General features: G+C 33.6%; 17 protein-coding genes. 13 read left to right on the top strand and 4 right to left on the bottom strand.

Annotated elements, in window-relative coordinates:
- Window positions 1-46: 46 nt before the first annotated feature.
- From rplS to uvrB, 10 genes are all read left to right on the top strand, one after another.
- Window positions 47-397, top strand: a complete 351-nt coding sequence (gene rplS, locus B0A68_RS04475) for a 50S ribosomal protein L19 (protein WP_035684413.1) — start codon at window positions 47-49, stop codon at window positions 395-397.
- A gap of 376 nt (window positions 398-773) precedes the next feature.
- Entirely contained in the window at window positions 774-2996 is a 2223-nt protein-coding gene (locus tag B0A68_RS04470; RefSeq protein WP_035684414.1) for an NADP-dependent isocitrate dehydrogenase, read from the top strand.
- A gap of 135 nt (window positions 2997-3131) precedes the next feature.
- A complete protein-coding gene (locus B0A68_RS04465) occupies window positions 3132-5510 on the top strand; it encodes a TonB-dependent receptor (RefSeq protein ID WP_035684415.1) in 2379 nt (792 codons plus the stop codon).
- Window positions 5511-5547: 37 nt separating this feature from the next.
- Window positions 5548-6366 (top strand): DUF4249 domain-containing protein, encoded by an 819-nt coding sequence (locus B0A68_RS04460; RefSeq protein WP_035684417.1) that lies wholly within the window; start codon window positions 5548-5550, stop codon window positions 6364-6366.
- A 10-nt stretch (window positions 6367-6376) separates the two neighbouring features.
- The gene (locus B0A68_RS04455; protein WP_035684418.1) at window positions 6377-6859 is read left to right on the top strand and encodes a GyrI-like domain-containing protein; all 483 of its coding nucleotides are present in this window, start codon (window positions 6377-6379) and stop codon (window positions 6857-6859) included.
- Between the two features lie 4 nt (window positions 6860-6863).
- Window positions 6864-7304 carry a DinB family protein gene (locus B0A68_RS04450; protein WP_035684419.1) on the top strand — a complete coding sequence of 147 codons (441 nt, stop codon included), beginning with the start codon at window positions 6864-6866 and terminating at the stop codon, window positions 7302-7304.
- Between the two features lie 47 nt (window positions 7305-7351).
- A complete protein-coding gene (locus tag B0A68_RS04445) occupies window positions 7352-8014 on the top strand; it encodes a thiamine diphosphokinase (RefSeq protein ID WP_035684421.1) in 663 nt (220 codons plus the stop codon).
- Between the two features lie 181 nt (window positions 8015-8195).
- Complete coding sequence (rlmF, locus tag B0A68_RS04440) at window positions 8196-9146, top strand: 23S rRNA (adenine(1618)-N(6))-methyltransferase RlmF (RefSeq protein ID WP_035684422.1); 951 nt, start codon at window positions 8196-8198, stop codon at window positions 9144-9146.
- 94 nt (window positions 9147-9240) lie between these two features.
- Window positions 9241-10176 carry an alpha/beta fold hydrolase gene (locus tag B0A68_RS04435; protein ID WP_035684425.1) on the top strand — a complete coding sequence of 312 codons (936 nt, stop codon included), beginning with the start codon at window positions 9241-9243 and terminating at the stop codon, window positions 10174-10176.
- Between the two features lie 176 nt (window positions 10177-10352).
- The gene (gene uvrB / locus B0A68_RS04430; RefSeq protein WP_035684426.1) at window positions 10353-12344 is read left to right on the top strand and encodes an excinuclease ABC subunit UvrB; all 1992 of its coding nucleotides are present in this window, start codon (window positions 10353-10355) and stop codon (window positions 12342-12344) included.
- Here the strand turns inward: uvrB and B0A68_RS04425 are convergent.
- Complete coding sequence (locus tag B0A68_RS04425; protein WP_035684428.1) at window positions 12341-12742, bottom strand: hypothetical protein; 402 nt, start codon at window positions 12740-12742, stop codon at window positions 12341-12343. The two genes, uvrB and B0A68_RS04425, sit on opposite strands and share 4 nt — an antisense overlap.
- Before the next feature lie 152 nt (window positions 12743-12894).
- Between B0A68_RS04425 and B0A68_RS04420 the strand changes: the two genes are divergently transcribed.
- Both B0A68_RS04420 and B0A68_RS04415 read left to right on the top strand, forming a co-directional pair.
- On the top strand, window positions 12895-13905 hold the full coding sequence (locus B0A68_RS04420; RefSeq protein WP_035684430.1) for a dipeptide epimerase: 1011 nt from the start codon (window positions 12895-12897) through the stop codon (window positions 13903-13905).
- Between the two features lie 41 nt (window positions 13906-13946).
- Window positions 13947-14411 carry a DUF1456 family protein gene (locus B0A68_RS04415; protein WP_035684431.1) on the top strand — a complete coding sequence of 155 codons (465 nt, stop codon included), beginning with the start codon at window positions 13947-13949 and terminating at the stop codon, window positions 14409-14411.
- A gap of 133 nt (window positions 14412-14544) precedes the next feature.
- On the opposite strand, the gene B0A68_RS04410 is transcribed toward B0A68_RS04415, so the two are convergent.
- Both B0A68_RS04410 and B0A68_RS04405 read right to left on the bottom strand, forming a co-directional pair.
- Entirely contained in the window at window positions 14545-15249 is a 705-nt protein-coding gene (locus B0A68_RS04410) for a LytR/AlgR family response regulator transcription factor (protein WP_035684432.1), read from the bottom strand.
- Window positions 15250-15253: 4 nt separating this feature from the next.
- A complete protein-coding gene (locus B0A68_RS04405) occupies window positions 15254-16294 on the bottom strand; it encodes a sensor histidine kinase (protein WP_035684433.1) in 1041 nt (346 codons plus the stop codon).
- 220 nt (window positions 16295-16514) lie between these two features.
- Here B0A68_RS04405 and B0A68_RS04400 point away from each other — a divergent pair, with 220 nt between their 5' ends.
- Window positions 16515-17318 carry a DUF5694 domain-containing protein gene (locus tag B0A68_RS04400; protein ID WP_035684435.1) on the top strand — a complete coding sequence of 268 codons (804 nt, stop codon included), beginning with the start codon at window positions 16515-16517 and terminating at the stop codon, window positions 17316-17318.
- A gap of 207 nt (window positions 17319-17525) precedes the next feature.
- Here B0A68_RS04400 and sucC read toward each other — a convergent pair whose 3' ends face one another.
- Entirely contained in the window at window positions 17526-18719 is a 1194-nt protein-coding gene (gene sucC, locus B0A68_RS04395) for an ADP-forming succinate--CoA ligase subunit beta (protein ID WP_035684436.1), read from the bottom strand.
- Window positions 18720-18732: the final 13 nt, after the last annotated feature.

Genomic DNA, 18732 nt, shown 5'->3' with positions numbered 1-18732 from the left:
AGATCCGTGAATGTTACTCTTATCTAAACTATAATTAAAAATTATCATGGCAGATTTATTAAAATTCGTTCAAACCGAATTCGTTGCTAAAAAAGATTTCCCTGTTTTTGGAGCTGGAGATACTATCACAGTTTTCTACGAAATTAAAGAGGGTGAAAAAACAAGAACTCAGTTTTTTAAAGGAGTTGTTATTCAAAGAAGAGGTTCTGGAAACACAGAAACTTTCACGATTCGTAAAATGTCTGGTGCTATTGGAGTTGAGCGTATCTTCCCAGTAAACTTACCTGCTTTACAAAAAATCGAAATCAACAAAAAAGGTGCAGTTCGTAGAGCTAGAATTTTCTACTTCAGAGAACTTACTGGTAAAAAAGCTAAGATTAAAGATAAAAGAAGATAATCATTTATCTCTTTGTTATAAAAAACTCGTTTCAAATAATTTGAAACGAGTTTTTTTTGTGCCTGTTTTTAAAATATCTTGAATTTAGTTTATGCCAAACCCGACAGGTTTTAAAACCTGTCGGGTTTTAGTCTTTTTGTTTTTCGAAATGTTCTGCTTTTACTTATGATTGATCAAAACTGTAATTTTTTAATACCAAAATCACCAATTTAGCAATTAAATGAGTCCGAAATAACAATCTGATAATTTCGGTATTTCTCCGAAAAACTACACCGTTTTCGGACTGTTTTTATTATATTTGCTCCGCTCGTTTTGAGCCAAATACACCTTTACATCGCTGTATCTTGGCGATACGATTATAAAAAAAAAAAAAGAAATGACACAGAATTCAAAAATTTATTACACCTTAACTGATGAGGCGCCATTATTAGCGACCTATTCTTTTTTACCTATTGTTCAAGCATTTACTGCTACGGCAGGTATTGCAATCGAGACAAGAGACATATCGTTAGCAGGTAGAATTTTATCTAATTTTCCTGAAGTTCTAACAGATTCTCAAAAAACCGGAGATGCATTGGCAGAACTTGGTCAATTAGCGACACAACCTGAAGCTAATATCATCAAACTTCCAAACATTTCTGCTTCAGTTCCTCAGTTAAAAGCTGCAATTGCTGAATTACAGTCTCACGGTTATAAAATACCTGATTTTCCTGAAGAGCCTCAAAATGATGCTGAAAAAGAAATTAAAGCAAAATACGCTAAAGTTTTAGGTTCTGCAGTAAATCCTGTTTTACGCGAAGGAAACTCTGACCGTAGAGCACCAAGAGCAGTGAAAAATTTCGCTAAAGCAAATCCACACTCAATGGGTGCATGGTCTGCTGATTCAAAAACTAAAGTAGCGTCTATGCCAAATGGTGATTTTTACGGAAGTGAAAAATCTCTTACTGTTGCAGATGCTAATGATGTAAAAATTGAATTCGTTGCAAAAGACGGAACAACGACAGTTTTAAAAGCAAGCACACCGCTTAAAGCAGGTGAAATTATTGACAGTTCTGTTTTAAGTGTAAAAAAATTAAAATCTTTTGCTGCTGAAGCAATTGCTGAAGCAAAAAAAGAAGGAGTATTACTTTCTGTGCATTTAAAAGCGACAATGATGAAAGTTTCAGATCCTATTATTTTTGGAGCTATCGTTGAAGTTTATTTTGCTGATCTTTTTAAAAAATATGAAACTTTATTTGCTGAATTAAATATAGATACTAGAAATGGTTTAGGTGATATTTATGCTAAAGTTGCAGGAAGACCTGAGCAGGCAGAAGTTGAAGCTGATATTACGAAAGCTATCGAAAATGGACCAGCTTTGGCAATGGTTAATTCAGATAAAGGAATTACAAACTTACACGTTCCTTCTGACGTTATTGTTGATGCTTCTATGCCGGCAATGATTCGTACTTCTGGACAGATGTACAATAAAGAAGGAAAACAACAAGATACAATTGCTGTTATTCCAGACCGTTCTTACGCCGGAATTTACACTGCAACTATAGATTTCTGTAAAAAACACGGTGCTTTTGACCCTAAAACTATGGGAAGTGTTCCTAACGTAGGTTTGATGGCACAAAAAGCAGAAGAATACGGATCTCACGATAAAACTTTCCAAATAAAATCTGATGGAGTTGTTCGTGTTGTAGATGCAAACGGAACTGTTTTAATGGAACAAAACGTTGAAACAAATGATATTTTCAGAATGTGTCAGGCTAAGGATGCGCCTATTCAGGACTGGGTAAAACTAGCTGTAAACAGAGCGCGTTTATCTGATACTCCTGCTGTTTTCTGGTTAGACGAAAACAGAGCACATGACAGAGAATTGATTGCTAAGGTTGAAAAATATCTTAAAGATTACGATACTGCAAATTTAGATATCCGTATACTAAATCCTGTTGCTGCAACAGAATTTACTTTAGACAGAATCATCAAAGGTTTAGATACTATTTCTGTTACTGGAAATGTTTTACGTGACTACTTAACCGATTTATTCCCAATTTTAGAATTAGGAACTTCTGCTAAAATGTTATCTATCGTTCCATTAATGAACGGAGGCGGATTGTTTGAAACTGGCGCTGGAGGTTCTGCTCCTAAACACGTTGAGCAATTTACAGAAGAAGGATATTTACGTTGGGATTCATTAGGAGAATTTTTAGCACTTGGTGCTTCATTAGAGCATTTAGGGCAGACATTAGACAATTCTAAAGCAATTGTTTTATCTGAAACTTTAGATCAGGCAAACGATAAATTCTTAGCAAATGATAAATCTCCAGCTCGTAAAGTAGGTCAGATTGATAATCGTGGGTCTCACTTTTATTTAGCTTTCTACTGGGCTCAAGCTTTGGCTGCACAGACAAAAGATGCTGAATTAAAAGCAATCTTTACCCCTATCGCTGCTGAATTTGAAGCAAACGAAGCTAAAATTGATGCCGAGCTAATCGGCGCGCAAGGAAAACCTCAGACTCTTGGCGGTTACTACCAGCCAACTCCTGAATTAGTAAGCAAAGCAATGCGTCCTAGTGCGACATTCAACTCAATTCTTGCATCAATAAAATAATACAAGATTATATAATACTATTCATTAAAAAGACAGCCAATTGGCTGTCTTTTTTTATCTTAACTAATGTTTAACAAACTCATTACGGCAATACTTAGCAAGAATTCTTAACTATGTAAACTCAAAACCAAGACGATGATTTCAAAAAGCATTACTGTATTTCTTATCGTTATTTTATCATCTTTAAGTTCCTATTCTCAGGAAAAATTTACGCTAAGCGGTACTATTACCGATTATAAAAACAACGAAACTCTAATTGGTGTGAATATTTATATTCCAGCTCTTAAAATTGGAACTACAACAAATGAATATGGTTTTTTTTCGATTACAGTTCCCAAAGGAGAGCATCAGGTAGAAATTACTTATGTTGGTTATCAAACGATTCAAAAAATAATTATTTTAAATCAGAATACTAAAAGCAATTTTTCTCTACAGGAAGGACAAGAACTTCAGGAAGTTGTGATTACAGACAATAAGGGGAAAGTAAATATTAAATCGCCAGAAATGAGCATTAATAAACTTTCTATTTCTACTATAAAAAAAATGCCTGTTGTTTTGGGAGAAGTTGATGTTTTAAAATCAATATTATTACTCCCTGGAGTTACCAATGCCGGCGAAGGTGCTTCTGGATTTAATGTTCGCGGAGGCGGTGCAGACCAAAACTTAATTTTATTAGACGAAGCCACTATATTCAATTCTTCGCACGTGTTTGGGTTTTTCTCAGTTTTTAATCCCGATGCGATTAAAGATCTCAAATTATACAAAGGCGGTATTCCCGCGCGTTTTGGAGGAAGAGCTTCTTCGGTTTTAGACATTTATCAAAAAGACGGAAATAGTAAAGATTTCCATATGAATGGTGGTATCGGATTAATTTCAAGCCGGCTTCTTGCAGAAGGTCCGATCGTAAAAGACAGAGGATCATTTTTAATTGGAGGAAGGGCTTCTTATGCTCATTTATTTTTAAAATTATCTGAAGAGCAAAAAGATAATTCGGCTTATTTTTATGATTTAAATACCAAAATAAGCTTTAAGGTAAATGATAATAATAGTTTATATTTATCCGGTTATTTTGGGCGGGATGTTTTTAGTTTAAATAAAAGTTTCTCGAATATATACGGAAATGCAACTTTAAATCTACGTTGGAATCATTTATATTCTGATAAATTATTCTCTAATTTATCCTTGATTTACAGTGACTATTATTACGGATTGGATCTCGATTTCGTTGGCTTTAAATGGGATTCGGGCATTAAAAATTACAATATAAAATATGATTTCAAACATTATATTTCAGATAAGTTCAAATTAAATTATGGATTAAGCGGTATTTATTACGAATTTAATCCCGGAACAATCAAGCCCTCCGGCGATAGCTCGGGAATTAATCCGGATCAATTAGATAAAAAATATGCTTTTGAGCCTTCAGTTTATTTAGATGCTGAAAATCAGCTTTCAACAAAAATTACAATTTCTTACGGACTTCGTTATAGTTTATTTTATCGTTTAGGATCTTCGACTGTAAATTATTATGCCAATAATAATCCTGTTGTTTTTAATACAGATATGCAGATTTATGAAAAAGGAACTCCAAGTTCGACCCAATATTATGGCAAAAACAAAGTAATTCAGGATTATAATAATTTGGAGCCGAGATTTGCTGTCTCATATCAATTAAATGATAATCAATCCATAAAAGCGAGTTACAACAGAATGGCACAATATCTTCAGTTGATTTCAAATACCTCATCGCCTACTCCGCTGGATGTCTGGATGCCTAGTGACAAATATATTAAACCGCAGATTGCAGATCAGGTTGCCTTAGGCTATTTTAGAAATATAAAAGACGGAGCTTACTCGCTCGAAGTCGAAACTTATTATAAAGAAATTCAAAACAGGTTAGATTATATTGATGGTGCAGATTTAATTGCCAATAATGCAATTGAACAAGTAATTTTAAACGGACAAATGAGGGCATATGGTCTCGAAATTATGCTGAAGAAAAATGAAGGCAAGTTTAATGGATGGATTTCGTATACTTTATCAAAATCACAACAACAGACACCGGGAAGAACTCCAGAAGAAACAGGAATCAATAACGGGCAATGGTACAGTTCTGCATACGACAAAACACATAATTTAGCCATTACATCTGCTTATAACTTAAACGAAAAATGGTCATTTGGCGCTAACTTTGCTTTGCAGTCTGGTCAGCCTGTCACCTATCCTAACGGTCAATATGAATATCTGGGCATTACAGTTCCGAGCTATGGTTTGAGAAACGAAAGCCGTCTTCCTGCTTATCATCATTTGGATATATCTGCAACCCTGACTCCTAGAAGAAACAAAGACAGAAACTGGAAAGGCGAATGGGTTTTTAGTATCTACAACTTATACAATCGACAAAATGCGGCTTCCATAAACTTTAGGCAAAATGTTGATACAGGAGAAAATGAAGCAGTTAAAACTTCTATTTTCGGAATGGTTCCTGCGGTAAGTTATAATTTCAAATTTTAAAAAATCATTTTCTGTAAAAGAAATCAAAAGATATATCATGAAAAAAGCAAGATTCTTAATGGTGTTTTTATTATCTCTTTTCTTTCTAAGCTGTGAAGAAGTTGTAGATGTCGATTTAGATACTGCAGCGCCAAAATTAGTCATTGAAGCGGCTATAAACTGGAAAAAAGGAACAACAGGAACGCAGCAGACTATACAATTATCGACTACAACCGGATATTTTGAAAACGTAATTCCGGTAGTTTCTGGTGCAGTCGTATCGATAAAAAACAGTAAAAATCAACAATTCAATTTTACAGAAAACTCTAAAACCGGACGATACGTCTGCAATAATTTTAAACCGGAAATAAACGAAACCTACACTTTGACTGTAGTTTCTGGCGGCAATACTTATACCGCTAGCGAAACATTAAAATCTGTAGCACCTATTACTCGCCTTGAACAAAATAATGAAGGAGGATTTACAGGAAAAGATATCGAAGTAAAAGCATTCTTTACAGATCCGCCAGAAGATAATTTTTATTTGTTTAAATACACTTACTCTAGTAAAATCACTTCCAGCTATTATGTTTCTGAAGATAAATTTTATCAGGGAAACGAAATTTTCAGCAGCTCTGATGATGATGAATTAAAACCTGGTGATGAAATTGAAATAACGCACTACGGCATCTCAAAACAGTACTATAACTATATGAACATTCTCGTGAGCATTGCCGGCAGTAACGTTGGCGGTCCGTTTCAATCGCCTCCCGCGACTGTAAGAGGAAACATTATCAATACGACCGATAAAACAAATTACCCGCTGGGCTATTTTTCTTTAAGCGAAATTGATTCAAAACAATATAAAATTGAATAATTTTGCATGTATGGAAGCCCGAATAGAAACATTAAACGAAAAAAAACTGATTGGTAAATACATCCAGATGTCATTTGCAGAAAACAATACTTTTCAGTTATGGAGCAGTTTTATGCCAAAACGCAAAAGCATCGAAAATACTGTAAATTCTAATTTATATTCGCTTGAAGTTTTTCCAGAAAATCATTTCGATAATTTTAATCCAAATGATCGTTTTCAAAAGTGGGCAGCAGTCGAAGTCAGTGATTTCGATAACATTCCCTCAGAAATGGAAACTTTACTAATTCCAACCGGATTATATGCTGTTTTTATTCATAAAGGCCTGCAGACAGACGGACAGAGAACCTATCATTCTATATTCGCAGAATGGCTGCCAAACTCTGAATATAAAGTAGACAACAGACCACATTTTGCGGTAATGGATGAAAAATACAAAAAAGACGATCCTAATTCTGAAGAAGAAATTTGGATTCCTATAAAATTCAAAAACTAGAATCATGTTAATCGAAACACTGAAATCGCTCTTCGAAAGAGATCTTAAAAAGCTAAAATTAGAAATAGAATCTTATCCGGAAGAAGCGCAAATTTGGGCTGTAGATAAAAACATATCTAATGCTGCCGGAAATCTTTGCCTGCACCTAATCGGAAATTTAAATACGTATATTGGTGCAGAAATTGGAAAAACAGATTATATCAGAAATCGTGAACTCGAATTTTCTTTAAAAGATATTCCTAAAGCCGTACTAATAGAGAAAATTGAAAATACAATTTTGGTTGTAAAAAGTGCACTAGATTCTTTAAAAGAAGAAGATTTAGAAAAAAATTATCCTCAAATCGTATTCGAAAAAGAAATGACTACAGGTTATTTTCTAGTCCATTTAGCAACACATTTGGCTTATCATTTAGGCCAGATCAATTACCACAGAAGATTGATTTAAACCCTATCTGAGTTTTCAATCTAAAATCAACAATCTAAAATTAAAAAATGTCTTCACACCATATTGTACGCGACGATCAGGAACCTGCCTTAATAATTGCCAACGGAGCAGCTTGCAATCCAGAATTATTGGGACAGCTCTTAGAGTGGTCGCCATTGGTTATTGTTCTCGATTCTGCTATGGAGAGAGTTATAGAATTAGGAATAAAAGTAGATGTATTATTGGGTGATTTTGATCACGGTTTTGATCCGGAAATTTATAAAACCACACAATTTCCAATAGAAATAATACACGCTCCCGATCAAAACAAAACCGATTTAGAAAAAGCATTTGATTATCTAATAGCCAGAAAAATTCCTGCCGTAAATGTAGTATGGGCAACCGGAAGACGTGCAGATCATACCATCACCAATCTTACCAATATTGTTCGTTATCGTAATCTGCTTAAAATTGTCATTCTAGATGATCATTCTAAGATATTTTTGCTCCCTAATAAATTCGAAAAATGGTATACAGAGAAAACACCAATTTCTCTCATCCCGATCGGAGTCGTAAACGGCATTTTTTCGATCAATTTAGAATATCCTTTAGACAACGATACACTCACCATGGGCTACAGAACCGGAAGCAGTAATTCTGTTGCACAAGACGGACTTGTCACGATAACACACACCGATGGCGATTTGCTTTTAATGGAGTGTTTTGACTAATCTATTGCCTGTACCTTAAATTCAGATTTTAATTAAGGAGCTGTTTCCTGCTGTCCGCTGTATCTTTTCCCGGCTAAAGAAGCCAGAAAAAGGATGCCGCTCCCATCAGGGCTAGACCACCCGTTACTATAAGTACATTTTTTCAAAAAAGGAATGACTATCTTTGCAGTAAATTCAAAAAATGAAAGCAATAGACAATTCTGAAAAAAACAATTTACATCCTCGAAATCTGCATCGTTCCCGTTATGATTTTGAACTTCTTACTGCAAATTGTCCAGAATTAAAAAATTATGTTTCTGTAAACAAACATCAAATAGAAACTATTGATTTTAGTGATCCCAAATCCGTAAAAGTGCTTAACAAAGCCTTACTTCAGACGTATTACAATCTTGAATTTTGGAATATCCCGGCAAATTATCTTTGTCCGCCAATTCCCGGCCGTGTAGATTACATACACTATTTAGCCGATTTATTGGCCGAAAGTAACAACGGAGTGATTCCAACAGGAAATTCTGTTCTGGGTTTAGATATCGGTACAGGAGCAAATTTAATCTATCCGATATTAGGGTACGCAGTCTACGACTGGAGTTTTGTTGGAACAGATATTGACAAAAAAGCGATCGAAAATTGCAGCAAAATTATCGAGGCAAATCCAAAATTAATTGATGTAATAAGTTTACAGCAGCAAACCGAAGCACGTTTTATTTTTAAAAATATTATTACTCCAGAAGATCGTTTTACCTTTACCATATGTAATCCGCCTTTTCATGCATCTGTCGAAGAAGCAAATAAAGGAACAGTTAGAAAAATCGGAAACTTAAATCCAAAAGAAAAGAAAACTTCAAATCCTGTTTTAAATTTTGGCGGTCAAAATGCAGAACTTTGGTGTAACGGCGGCGAAATTGGTTTTATAACTCAAATGATTTACGAAAGTGCTAAATACAAAACACAATGTTTATGGTTTACCACTTTGGCTTCTAAAAAAGAAAATCTTGCCAGTATCTATAAAATACTTAAAAAAGTCGATGCCATTACAGTAAAAACAATAGAAATGTCGCAAGGTCAGAAAACCAGCCGCATTATTGCCTGGAGTTTTATATCAGAAAATGACAGAAATAACTGGAAGTTATAAGATCTTACCTTAAAATTATGATAGTTTAAACCAAAATTATATTACGCCTTTTTGCTTCTTTTAAGATACTTTTAGTGTAACTAAAAACACTATTATGCTTAAAAAATCTTTACAAATTGCAGTCTTATTTCTTTTGGTCAGCTGTTCTTCAACAAAAGCAAAATTTGAAGACTACAGCTTTAAAAATAAAAAAGAAAAAGATTCTTATACCAAATCATACAACAAAGCCTTAAAGCTTTGGGATGTTCCATACACAGAAGAAGATATTCAAACTACTTACGGAACTGCCCACGTTATTGTAGCCGGCCCAAGAAATGCCAAAGATTTGGTACTGCTTCATGGTATGGATGCCAGTTCTACTATGTGGTATCCAAATATTAAAGCACTGGCAAAAAATCATCGCGTTTATGCCATAGATTTTTTAATGGAACCCAACAAATCTGTCTTAAAAGCAAAACCACTTTCCAGAGAAGAAATCATCATTTTGTACAATGAGATTTTCAAACATTACAAATTAAAAAACTTTGATATTGTAGCGGCTTCACGCGGCGGATGGATTGCAACTTTATTGGCAACAGAGAAAAAAAATTCAATAGACAAAATAGTATTACTGAGTCCTGCACAGACTTTTAAATTTATTGACAAACTAGGAAAAACCTCATCTGCACTAATGCTGAAACTTTTTCCAAATGAAAAGAAATTCAACAAAACACTAACCACTTTCTCGACTCATCCCGAAAAAATAAGTCCGGTTTATAAACGACAATTTTATCTGGCCAATAAATACGCAAAATCAAATTCGAGCCTGCTTAAAATGCAGCCTTTCTCAGATGAGGAATTGGGACTAATTCGAAATCCCGTTTTGGTTTTAATTGGTGATCATGATGTGATAAATGGTGAAGACAGTGTAGAACGCGCTAAAAAATATTTATCAAATAGTAAGACTAAAATCGTAAAAGATGCAGGTCATTTTTTAAGTATCGATCAATCTAAAATTACAAATGACGCTGTAATAAACTTTTTGGAATAATTTCTTTAACATGAATTTCTATTTCTAAAACAATGAATTACACAAATCTTTACAAATTACAAACTGCTGCAGATCGCAGCACAAAATTTCAGTAAAGATTAGTGTAATTTGAGTCAAAAAATTTAGAAACAATTAAACTTCGTATCTTTACAAAACTAAATTTTCAGCCTCTTAAAATGAAATTTCAAGTCTCTTCAGAATATAATCCAAAAGGTGACCAGCCTCAAGCTATTCAAAAATTGGCACAAGGTGTCGTTGATGGAGAAAAATATCAAACCTTATTAGGAGTTACCGGTTCTGGTAAAACGTTTACCGTAGCCAATGTAATTCAGGAAGTACAAAGGCCTACTTTAGTTTTGGCACACAACAAAACTTTAGCTGCACAATTGTACTCAGAATTCAAACAATTTTTCCCTGATAATGCGGTTGAATATTTTGTCTCTTATTACGATTATTATCAACCAGAAGCCTTTATGCCGGTAACTGGCGTATTTATAGAAAAAGATTTGTCTATCAATGAAGAGCTGGAAAAAATGCGTTTGAGTACCACTTCTTCCCTTCTTTCGGGTCGTCGTGATATTTTGGTTGTAGCTTCTGTTTCGTGTTTATATGGTATAGGAAATCCTGTTGAATTTAAGAAGAATGTAATAGAAATTGCCAGAGATCAGGTTATTTCGAGAACTAAATTGTTACACAGTTTGGTTCAGAGTTTATACGCCAGAACCGAAGCAGATTTTAATCCTGGAACTTTTAGAATCAAGGGTGATACCGTTGAAGTTTATCCAAGTTACGCTGATGATGCTTTTAGAATACACTTTTTTGGTGATGAAATCGAAGAAATAGAATCTTTTGATGCAAAGACTTCGCAAGTGATTGAAAAATTTAAAAGACTGACAATCTATCCCGCCAACATGTTTGTGACTTCACCAGAAGTCCTGCAAGGTGCAATCTGGGAAATCCAGCAGGATTTGGTAAAGCAGGTCGATTATTTTAAGGAAGTAGGAAAGCATCTCGAAGCCAAACGTCTGGAAGAACGAACTAATTTTGATCTTGAAATGATAAGAGAATTAGGATATTGTTCCGGAATTGAAAATTATTCCCGTTATCTTGACGGAAGACAAGCAGGAACAAGACCATTCTGTTTGTTAGATTATTTTCCAAATGATTTTCTAATGGTTATTGACGAAAGCCACGTAACGGTTTCGCAAGTCCATGCTATGTACGGAGGCGACAGAAGCCGTAAAGAAAATCTGGTAGAATATGGTTTTAGACTTCCGGCCGCAATGGATAACCGTCCTTTGAAGTTTGAAGAATTTGAAGCATTGCAAAACCAGGTTATCTATGTATCTGCAACTCCGGCCGATTATGAATTACAAAAATCAGATGGTATATATGTAGAGCAGATCATCCGCCCAACAGGTTTACTGGATCCTACAATTGAAGTACGCCCAAGTTTGAATCAGATTGATGATTTAATAGAAGAAATTCAGGTGCGTTGTGAACTGGACGAACGAGTTTTGGTAACCACTTTAACCAAAAGAATGGCCGAAGAGCTCGCAAAATACTTAACCAAAGTTGGGGTTCGCTGTCGTTATATACATTCTGAGGTTGATACATTAGAACGTATTGAAATTATGCAGGATTTAAGAAAAGGTATTTTTGATGTTTTAATTGGAGTAAACTTACTTCGTGAAGGTTTAGATTTACCAGAAGTTTCGCTTGTCGCTATTTTAGATGCTGATAAAGAAGGTTTTCTTCGTAACCACAGATCACTGACACAGACAATTGGGCGTGCAGCGAGAAACTTAAACGGTAAAGCAATTTTGTATGCTGATAAAATTACAGCCAGTATGCAGAAAACAATTGACGAAACCGAATACAGAAGAACAAAACAAATCAATTTTAATACCGCTCACAATATTACGCCTCAGGCTTTAAATAAAAAAATCGAAAGTGCTTTTACAAAAAATCCATTGGTAGAATACGAATTAGGACATACTTTATCTGTTGCAGCTGAACCAGAAACAAAGTACTTATCTAAAACCGAATTGGAAAAATTAATTCGCGAAAAGAGAAAATCAATGGAAAAAGCGGCAAAAGAACTTGACTTTTTACAAGCGGCAAAATTGAGAGATGATATTAAAAAACTACAAGAACAATTAGCTTAATTGTGCTGCTCCTGAAAAACCTTTAATAAAACTTTAGGGTCAATCATTGCATTTGGTGCTTTTTTCATCAAGTCCAAAATTCGTTTTGTAGCACTTGGATTCAAACCCATTTCAATTGAAATTTGCTGTATTGCAGCAGCTTCTTTCTCATGCAAAATACCATCACAATGCATAATTAAAGCTAATCTGTAAAACTGCTTAATACGCTGAAATTCTGATTTTATCACTAAAGGCTTGATTTCCTGATGAAATAAATCATTAAATTCTGTACGATCGATATTTAATTCCTGAGCTACGATCCATAGAAATTCAAGCTCGCGTTTATGCAGACTACCATCAATCGTAGAAAAAGCGATCATTTCTAAAAGTAAACTTTTCTTTTCTATTTGTGTATTCATCAAATTTGTATTTTTAGCTAAAATATTGTTTTTAAGTATAATTACAAACTAATGATTCGAGGTTTTTTATTTTTTATATTCTTTAAGGCAATTTCTGTAAATGGACAGAAAACGAATTCAAAAAACGACTGTGTTATTAATATTCAAATTTCATGAAACTTACCTTAAAAGCTTTCGATTTAAAACTAAAACATACATTTAGAATTTCAAGAAAAACAATTGATTTTCAACCCTCTCTGATTGTAGAATTAGAAGAAGACGGCATTGTTGGATACGGAGAAGCAACTTCAAATCCGTATTATAATATTACTATTGAAATCCTGAAAAATGACATTGAACAAATTAGAACTATTGTAGAAGAAACTGCAAATATAACGCCCGAAGAATTTTGGATAAAAATCAATCCATTTTTAAAAAATAATCCTTTTGCATTATGTGCACTTGACAATGCATACAACGATTTATATGCTAGAAAAAAAGGAAAGAAATTATATGAATTATGGAATTATGATATGACTCATAATCCACTAACAAATTATACGATTGGAATTGATACTATTGAAAATATGGTTAAAAAAATGGAAGAGCTTCCTTGGCCAATTTATAAAATCAAACTTGGAACTCCAGAAGATCTTGCTATTGTAACCGAATTACGAAAACACACTGATGCTATTTTTAGAGTAGATGCTAATTGTGCCTGGACTGTTGAAGAAACTTTACTAAATGCAGAAAAACTAAAAAGCTTAGCTGTAGAATTTATAGAACAACCGCTAAAAGCAAACGACTGGAAAGGACAGCGTGAAGTTTTAAAAAACTCTGTTCTGCCTATAATTGCTGACGAAAGCTGTATAAAAGAAGAAGATGTAGCTCAATGTTTTAATCATTTTCATGGTGTAAATATAAAATTAATGAAATGCGGCGGTATAACTCCAGGCCGAAGAATGATTACAGAAGCAAAAAAATTAGGCTTAAAAACAATGGTCGGCTGTATGACAGAATCATCCGTTGGGATTTCGGCTATCGCACATTTACTGCCCGAACTGGATTACGTAGATATGGACGGCGCTTTACTATTAGCACAAGATATAGCTGACGGAGTTTTGATCAAAAATGGAAAAACGATTTATCCTGAAAGACCGGGAACTGGAGTAATTTTATACTAACATTCTTTTTAAAATAATGTACCTTTGTAAAAAATAATAAAATGACAAACAACGATATACTAAAAAAACTTCGCGTGGCTTTGATGCTCCGTGATGATCAAATAGTTGAAATTTTAGAATTGGTAGATTTTAGAATTTCAAAATCAGAATTAGGTGCTTTTTTCAGAGCTGAAGATCATGAAAATTACATGGAATGCGGCGATCAGGTTTTGCGTAACTTCCTGAACGGATTGGTAATTCATTTAAGAGGAACAAAAGAAAATCCTAAAAACCCAAATGATGTTTTAGCAAAACATAAAGCAGAAATTCCGAAGAAAGAAAATTCTAAAGAAAGACCTGAATTTAAAGCTGCACCAAAAGATTCAGAAAAATATAGAGGTGATCAAAGTTCATCTAAGTCGAGTTCATCAACTGGAAAACCTAAAAAGAAAGCATTCCCAAAAGGAAATGGAAAAACACCTGTTGTAGAAAAAGTAGTTTATAAAAACGGTAAGAATAAAAAGTAATTTAACCGCAAAGAACGCAAAGATTTACGCAGAGTTCGCAAAGTTTTTAAATAAAGCTTTGCGAACTTTGCGTTTATAATTTCACAGATTAAGTAAAAATCTTTACGCGCTTGCGGTTAAATCACCACCAAACCTAGATTTTATTCTGATCAATTCGTTCAAAAAAAGCATCTTTATACGTTGCTCCTATTGGCAATTCTTTGCTATTAATAAAAACCGAAAAACTATCTGTAGATTCTATTTGTTTTAATGCAATTACAAAGGATTTATGTATTTGGATAAAATCTTTTTCAGGCAATGATTCAAGTACATTTTTTAAAGAAGAATGCGTAATTAACTGCTGTTTTTGAGTGTGAATGCAAACATAATTCTGAAGACTTTCGACATATAAAATTTCCTCTAAAAACAATTTCTGGAATTTATTTTTACCATCTGTTTTCACAAAAATAAAGTCAGATGAAGTACTTGTTACAACTTCTGCTTTTACCTCCGCATTTAGTTTAGAAACGGCCTGATAAAAACGTTCAAAAGCAATTGGTTTCAATAGATAATCAATCGCATTAAGTTCAAATCCTTCTAATGCGAAATCGGGATATGCCGTTGTAAAAACGACTTTTATATCCTTTGAAATTATCCTCGAAATCTGCAAACCTGTGAGTTGAGGCATCTGGATATCCAAAAAAATAACATCGACACTTTGTGTATTCAGAAATTCTAATGCTTTTAATGAATCATTAAAAACGCCTACTTTTTCGAGAAAAGATACTTTTTCGATATAATTTTCGAGTATGCGTGTTGCTGGCGGTTCATCATCAACAATGATACATTTAAAATTCATGGAATTATTTTTTTAGCGGTATTTTTAAATAGGTTTTAAAGGTATTATTTTCTGCGATTTTTTCAAGCACAAATTGATCTTTATAAGTGTACTCTAAACGTTTGGTCAGATTTTCGAAACCAATTCCGGTCGAGGAATAATTCTCTCCTCCTACATTATAATTAAAGGTTAATAGTTCTAAAAAGTTTCCTTTTATTTTGATCGAAATAATCGCTTTTTCATCCGGATTATTGAGTTTGGCGTGTTTAAAAACATTTTCTATAAAATGAATTAAAGCTGATGACAGGATTTTTTCGTTTGCATAATTTCCTTCAATTTCAAAGTCCAGACAAAGCTGATCTTCAAATCGTTTTTGCTGCAAATGAATGTAGTTTTGCACAAACTGAATTTCATTAGAAAGTAACACCTCATCTTTCTCTGTTTCCGTAATCACATAGCGTAACAAATCTGATAACACTAAAATATCCGAAGCCATTTTATCGTCTCTCAAAATCAACTGACTATAAAACGAATTAAGCGTATTAAACAAAAAATGCGGACTTACCTGAGATTTAAGCATTTGAAGCTGAGCCTTTTTATTTTCTAATAACAATTCCTGGTTTTGCTTATTAGCATCCTGAAATTGCCAAAACAAATAATTCAGAGCACTTAAAATTACAGACGGTAATCCGAAGAAAAAATTATCCCGAATATAATATCCTAATTTACGTGTTTCCTCTCCGTAATTGTGAATTCCGGTAATTTCAAACACAACTACTTCCTGCAAAAAATAACGGACTCCTGCAAAAATTAATAATGAAACCGGAATACTTAAAAAGTACCATAACATCCTTTTTTTGTTTAAAAACCAGTCGCAAAATGTATAAAAATTCAGAAGATAAACAATGAAAATAGAAAGTAAAAAACCTGAATTAAAAAAGAAATACATAATACTGAAAACAGACTCCAATTTTCGATTACTCACGCCAATATCCCAAAGATAAAAGGTTATAAATAATCCTAAGAAAAGAAGAATATGGTAATAAAAAGGAATTTTCAGCTTCATAATAATGTTGTTGTTATTTCAAAAATACAACTATGCAATTACATGAATACTATGTTTATATAAAATAGCTATTTTCTGTGACGAACTATCAAAAACGATACACGAAATTTTTTGACAGCTTATTTTTAGTGTTTGTGATTTGAAATCTGATGTTCATCAAAAACTAAAATATCATGGGAAAAGCTACGATACATTTGCTTTGAATTTAAAACAAATCATCATGAAAAAAATCGCTTTATTACTCGTTTTTACAATGGCATTTAATGCAGGTTCTGCTCAAACAAAAAAGAAACAAATATTATTATTCGGAAGTTTCCATTTTGAGAATCCGGGACTTGACGTTGCTAAAGTAAACACTTTTAATGTCATGTCAGACAAAAGCCAGAAAGAGCTTGAAAACATCACCGATAAAATTAAAAAGTTTGGCCCCGATAAAATCTTCATTGAATGGAATTATCAAAAACAAGCCAAATTAGATAAATTTTACGCTAGGAACACTGATAGTTTACTTAAAAATGATTCAGATGAAATAGTACAAATAGCTTTAAGATCTGCTAAAAAATTAGGCCATAAAAAGCTATACGGAATTGATTACAATGGCGCTGATTTTCCATATGATAGTTTGGTAAAAGGAATGAAAGAAGCTGGTCAGCTTGATTTAATCAAAAGGAATGAAGAGACTATGAAGCATTATGAAACAGATTTCAATACAAAAATCACAAAGTATTCTTTAACAGAACTTCTTTTAGATATTAATACAAAAAAATCAAATAGTGACAATCTCCAGTGGTATCTTCAAACTGCCGTCAAAGGTGGAAAAACTGATAATTTTGTGGGTGCTTTTTTAGTTTCAGAATGGTACAGAAGAAATCTTTATATGTATGCTTTAATTCAAAAACTAACCGAAAGTAAAGATGACAAAATAATGGTTTTATTAGGCGCCGGCCATACGGCAATGATTAGAGAATTCGTTGAGCATAATCCTGAATTTGAAATTGTTGAATTGGGTACTATGCTTAAGTAATTTTCTAACTGGGACGAATTTAACCGCAAAGAACGCTAAGATTTACGTAAAGTTCGCAAAGCTGTCAAGATACCGCTTTGCGAACTTTGCGTTTATACAAAATCCTACAATAAAATCCTTGCGTTCTTTGCGGTTAAATCGATTCCAAAAAAAAATCCCTCCGAAGTATCGAAGGGATTATTTTATATAAATTGATTTCTTATTTGATTAAGAAAGTGCAGCTTTAACTTGGTCAGCTGCTTCTTGAAATTGAACAGCTGATAAAATTGGCATACCAGAATTATCAATTAATTCTTTTGCAATTTCAGCATTTGTTCCTTGCAAACGAACTATGATTGGCACATTGATAGCGTCTCCCATGTTTTTGTAAGCATCAACAACACCTTGAGCAACACGGTCACAACGAACGATTCCTCCGAAGATGTTAATCAAAATAGCTTTTACGTTTGGATCTTTCAAGATAATTCTGAAAGCAGTTTCAACACGTTTAGCATCAGCAGTTCCACCAACGTCTAAGAAGTTAGCAGGCTCAAAACCAGCGTATTTAATTAAATCCATAGTTGCCATTGCAAGACCTGCTCCGTTTACCATACATCCTACAGTACCGTCAAGATCTACATAGTTCAAACCTACTTCTTTAGCTTCAACTTCGATTGGATTCTCCTCACGGATATCTCTCATTTCAGCATATTTTGGTTGTCTGTACAAAGCATTATCATCGATATTTACTTTAGCATCAACAGCCATAATTTTATTGTCAGATGTTTTCAAAACCGGGTTGATTTCAAACATAGAAGCATCAGAACCAATGTAAGCATTGTATAATGAATCGATGAATTTTACCATTTCTTTGAAAGCATTTCCAGAAAGACCTAAGTTAAAAGCAATTCTTCTTGCTTGAAAACCTTGTAAACCTACAGAAGGATCAACTTCTTCAGTAAAGATTAAGTGTGGTGTATGCTCAGCAACTTCTTCAATATCCATTCCACCTTCAGTAGAATACATAATCATGTTGCGTCCTGTAGCTCTATTCAATAAAACAGAAACATAAAATTCAGACGTTTCGCTTTCTCCAGGATAATAAACATCTTCAGCAACTAAAACTTTGTTTACTTTTTTACCTTCAGCAGAAGTTTGAGGAGTAATCAATTGCATTCCGATAATTTGTCCTGCAATTTCTTCAACTTGCTGTAAATTTTTAGCTAGTTTAACTCCACCGCCTTTTCCACGACCACCTGCGTGAATTTGTGCTTTAATTACATGCCATCCTGTACCAGTTTCGGCAGTTAATTGTTTTGCAGCAGCAACAGCTTCAACCGCATTGTTAGCTACAATTCCGCGTTGAATGCGTACTCCGTAACTTGCTAAAATTTCTTTTCCTTGATATTCGTGTATGTTCATAATATAGAATTTG

The sequence above is a fragment of the Flavobacterium reichenbachii genome (genome assembly GCF_002217435.1).
Classification (GTDB): domain Bacteria; phylum Bacteroidota; class Bacteroidia; order Flavobacteriales; family Flavobacteriaceae; genus Flavobacterium; species Flavobacterium reichenbachii.
This window is presented reverse-complemented; position numbering and strand designations above follow the sequence as displayed.

Bases quoted from the DNA above. Each gene is read 5' to 3' on its own strand.
- B0A68_RS04460 (WP_035684417.1), top strand. From the start codon at position 5,548: ATGAAAAAAGCAAGATTCTTAATGGTGTTTTTATTATCTCTTTTCTTT.
- B0A68_RS04455 (WP_035684418.1), top strand. From the start codon at position 6,377: ATGGAAGCCCGAATAGAAACATTAAACGAAAAAAAACTGATTGGTAAA.
- B0A68_RS04470 (WP_035684414.1), top strand. From the start codon at position 774: ATGACACAGAATTCAAAAATTTATTACACCTTAACTGATGAGGCGCCA.
- B0A68_RS04425 (WP_035684428.1), bottom strand. From the start codon at position 12,742: ATGAATACACAAATAGAAAAGAAAAGTTTACTTTTAGAAATGATCGCT.
- B0A68_RS04400 (WP_035684435.1), top strand. From the start codon at position 16,515: ATGAAAAAAATCGCTTTATTACTCGTTTTTACAATGGCATTTAATGCA.
- B0A68_RS04445 (WP_035684421.1), top strand. From the start codon at position 7,352: ATGTCTTCACACCATATTGTACGCGACGATCAGGAACCTGCCTTAATA.
- B0A68_RS04420 (WP_035684430.1), top strand. From the start codon at position 12,895: ATGAAACTTACCTTAAAAGCTTTCGATTTAAAACTAAAACATACATTT.
- uvrB (WP_035684426.1), top strand. From the start codon at position 10,353: ATGAAATTTCAAGTCTCTTCAGAATATAATCCAAAAGGTGACCAGCCT.
- B0A68_RS04435 (WP_035684425.1), top strand. From the start codon at position 9,241: ATGCTTAAAAAATCTTTACAAATTGCAGTCTTATTTCTTTTGGTCAGC.
- B0A68_RS04450 (WP_035684419.1), top strand. From the start codon at position 6,864: ATGTTAATCGAAACACTGAAATCGCTCTTCGAAAGAGATCTTAAAAAG.
- B0A68_RS04405 (WP_035684433.1), bottom strand. From the start codon at position 16,294: ATGAAGCTGAAAATTCCTTTTTATTACCATATTCTTCTTTTCTTAGGA.
- B0A68_RS04410 (WP_035684432.1), bottom strand. From the start codon at position 15,249: ATGAATTTTAAATGTATCATTGTTGATGATGAACCGCCAGCAACACGC.
- B0A68_RS04465 (WP_035684415.1), top strand. From the start codon at position 3,132: ATGATTTCAAAAAGCATTACTGTATTTCTTATCGTTATTTTATCATCT.
- B0A68_RS04415 (WP_035684431.1), top strand. From the start codon at position 13,947: ATGACAAACAACGATATACTAAAAAAACTTCGCGTGGCTTTGATGCTC.
- sucC (WP_035684436.1), bottom strand. From the start codon at position 18,719: ATGAACATACACGAATATCAAGGAAAAGAAATTTTAGCAAGTTACGGA.
- rlmF (WP_035684422.1), top strand. From the start codon at position 8,196: ATGAAAGCAATAGACAATTCTGAAAAAAACAATTTACATCCTCGAAAT.
- rplS (WP_035684413.1), top strand. From the start codon at position 47: ATGGCAGATTTATTAAAATTCGTTCAAACCGAATTCGTTGCTAAAAAA.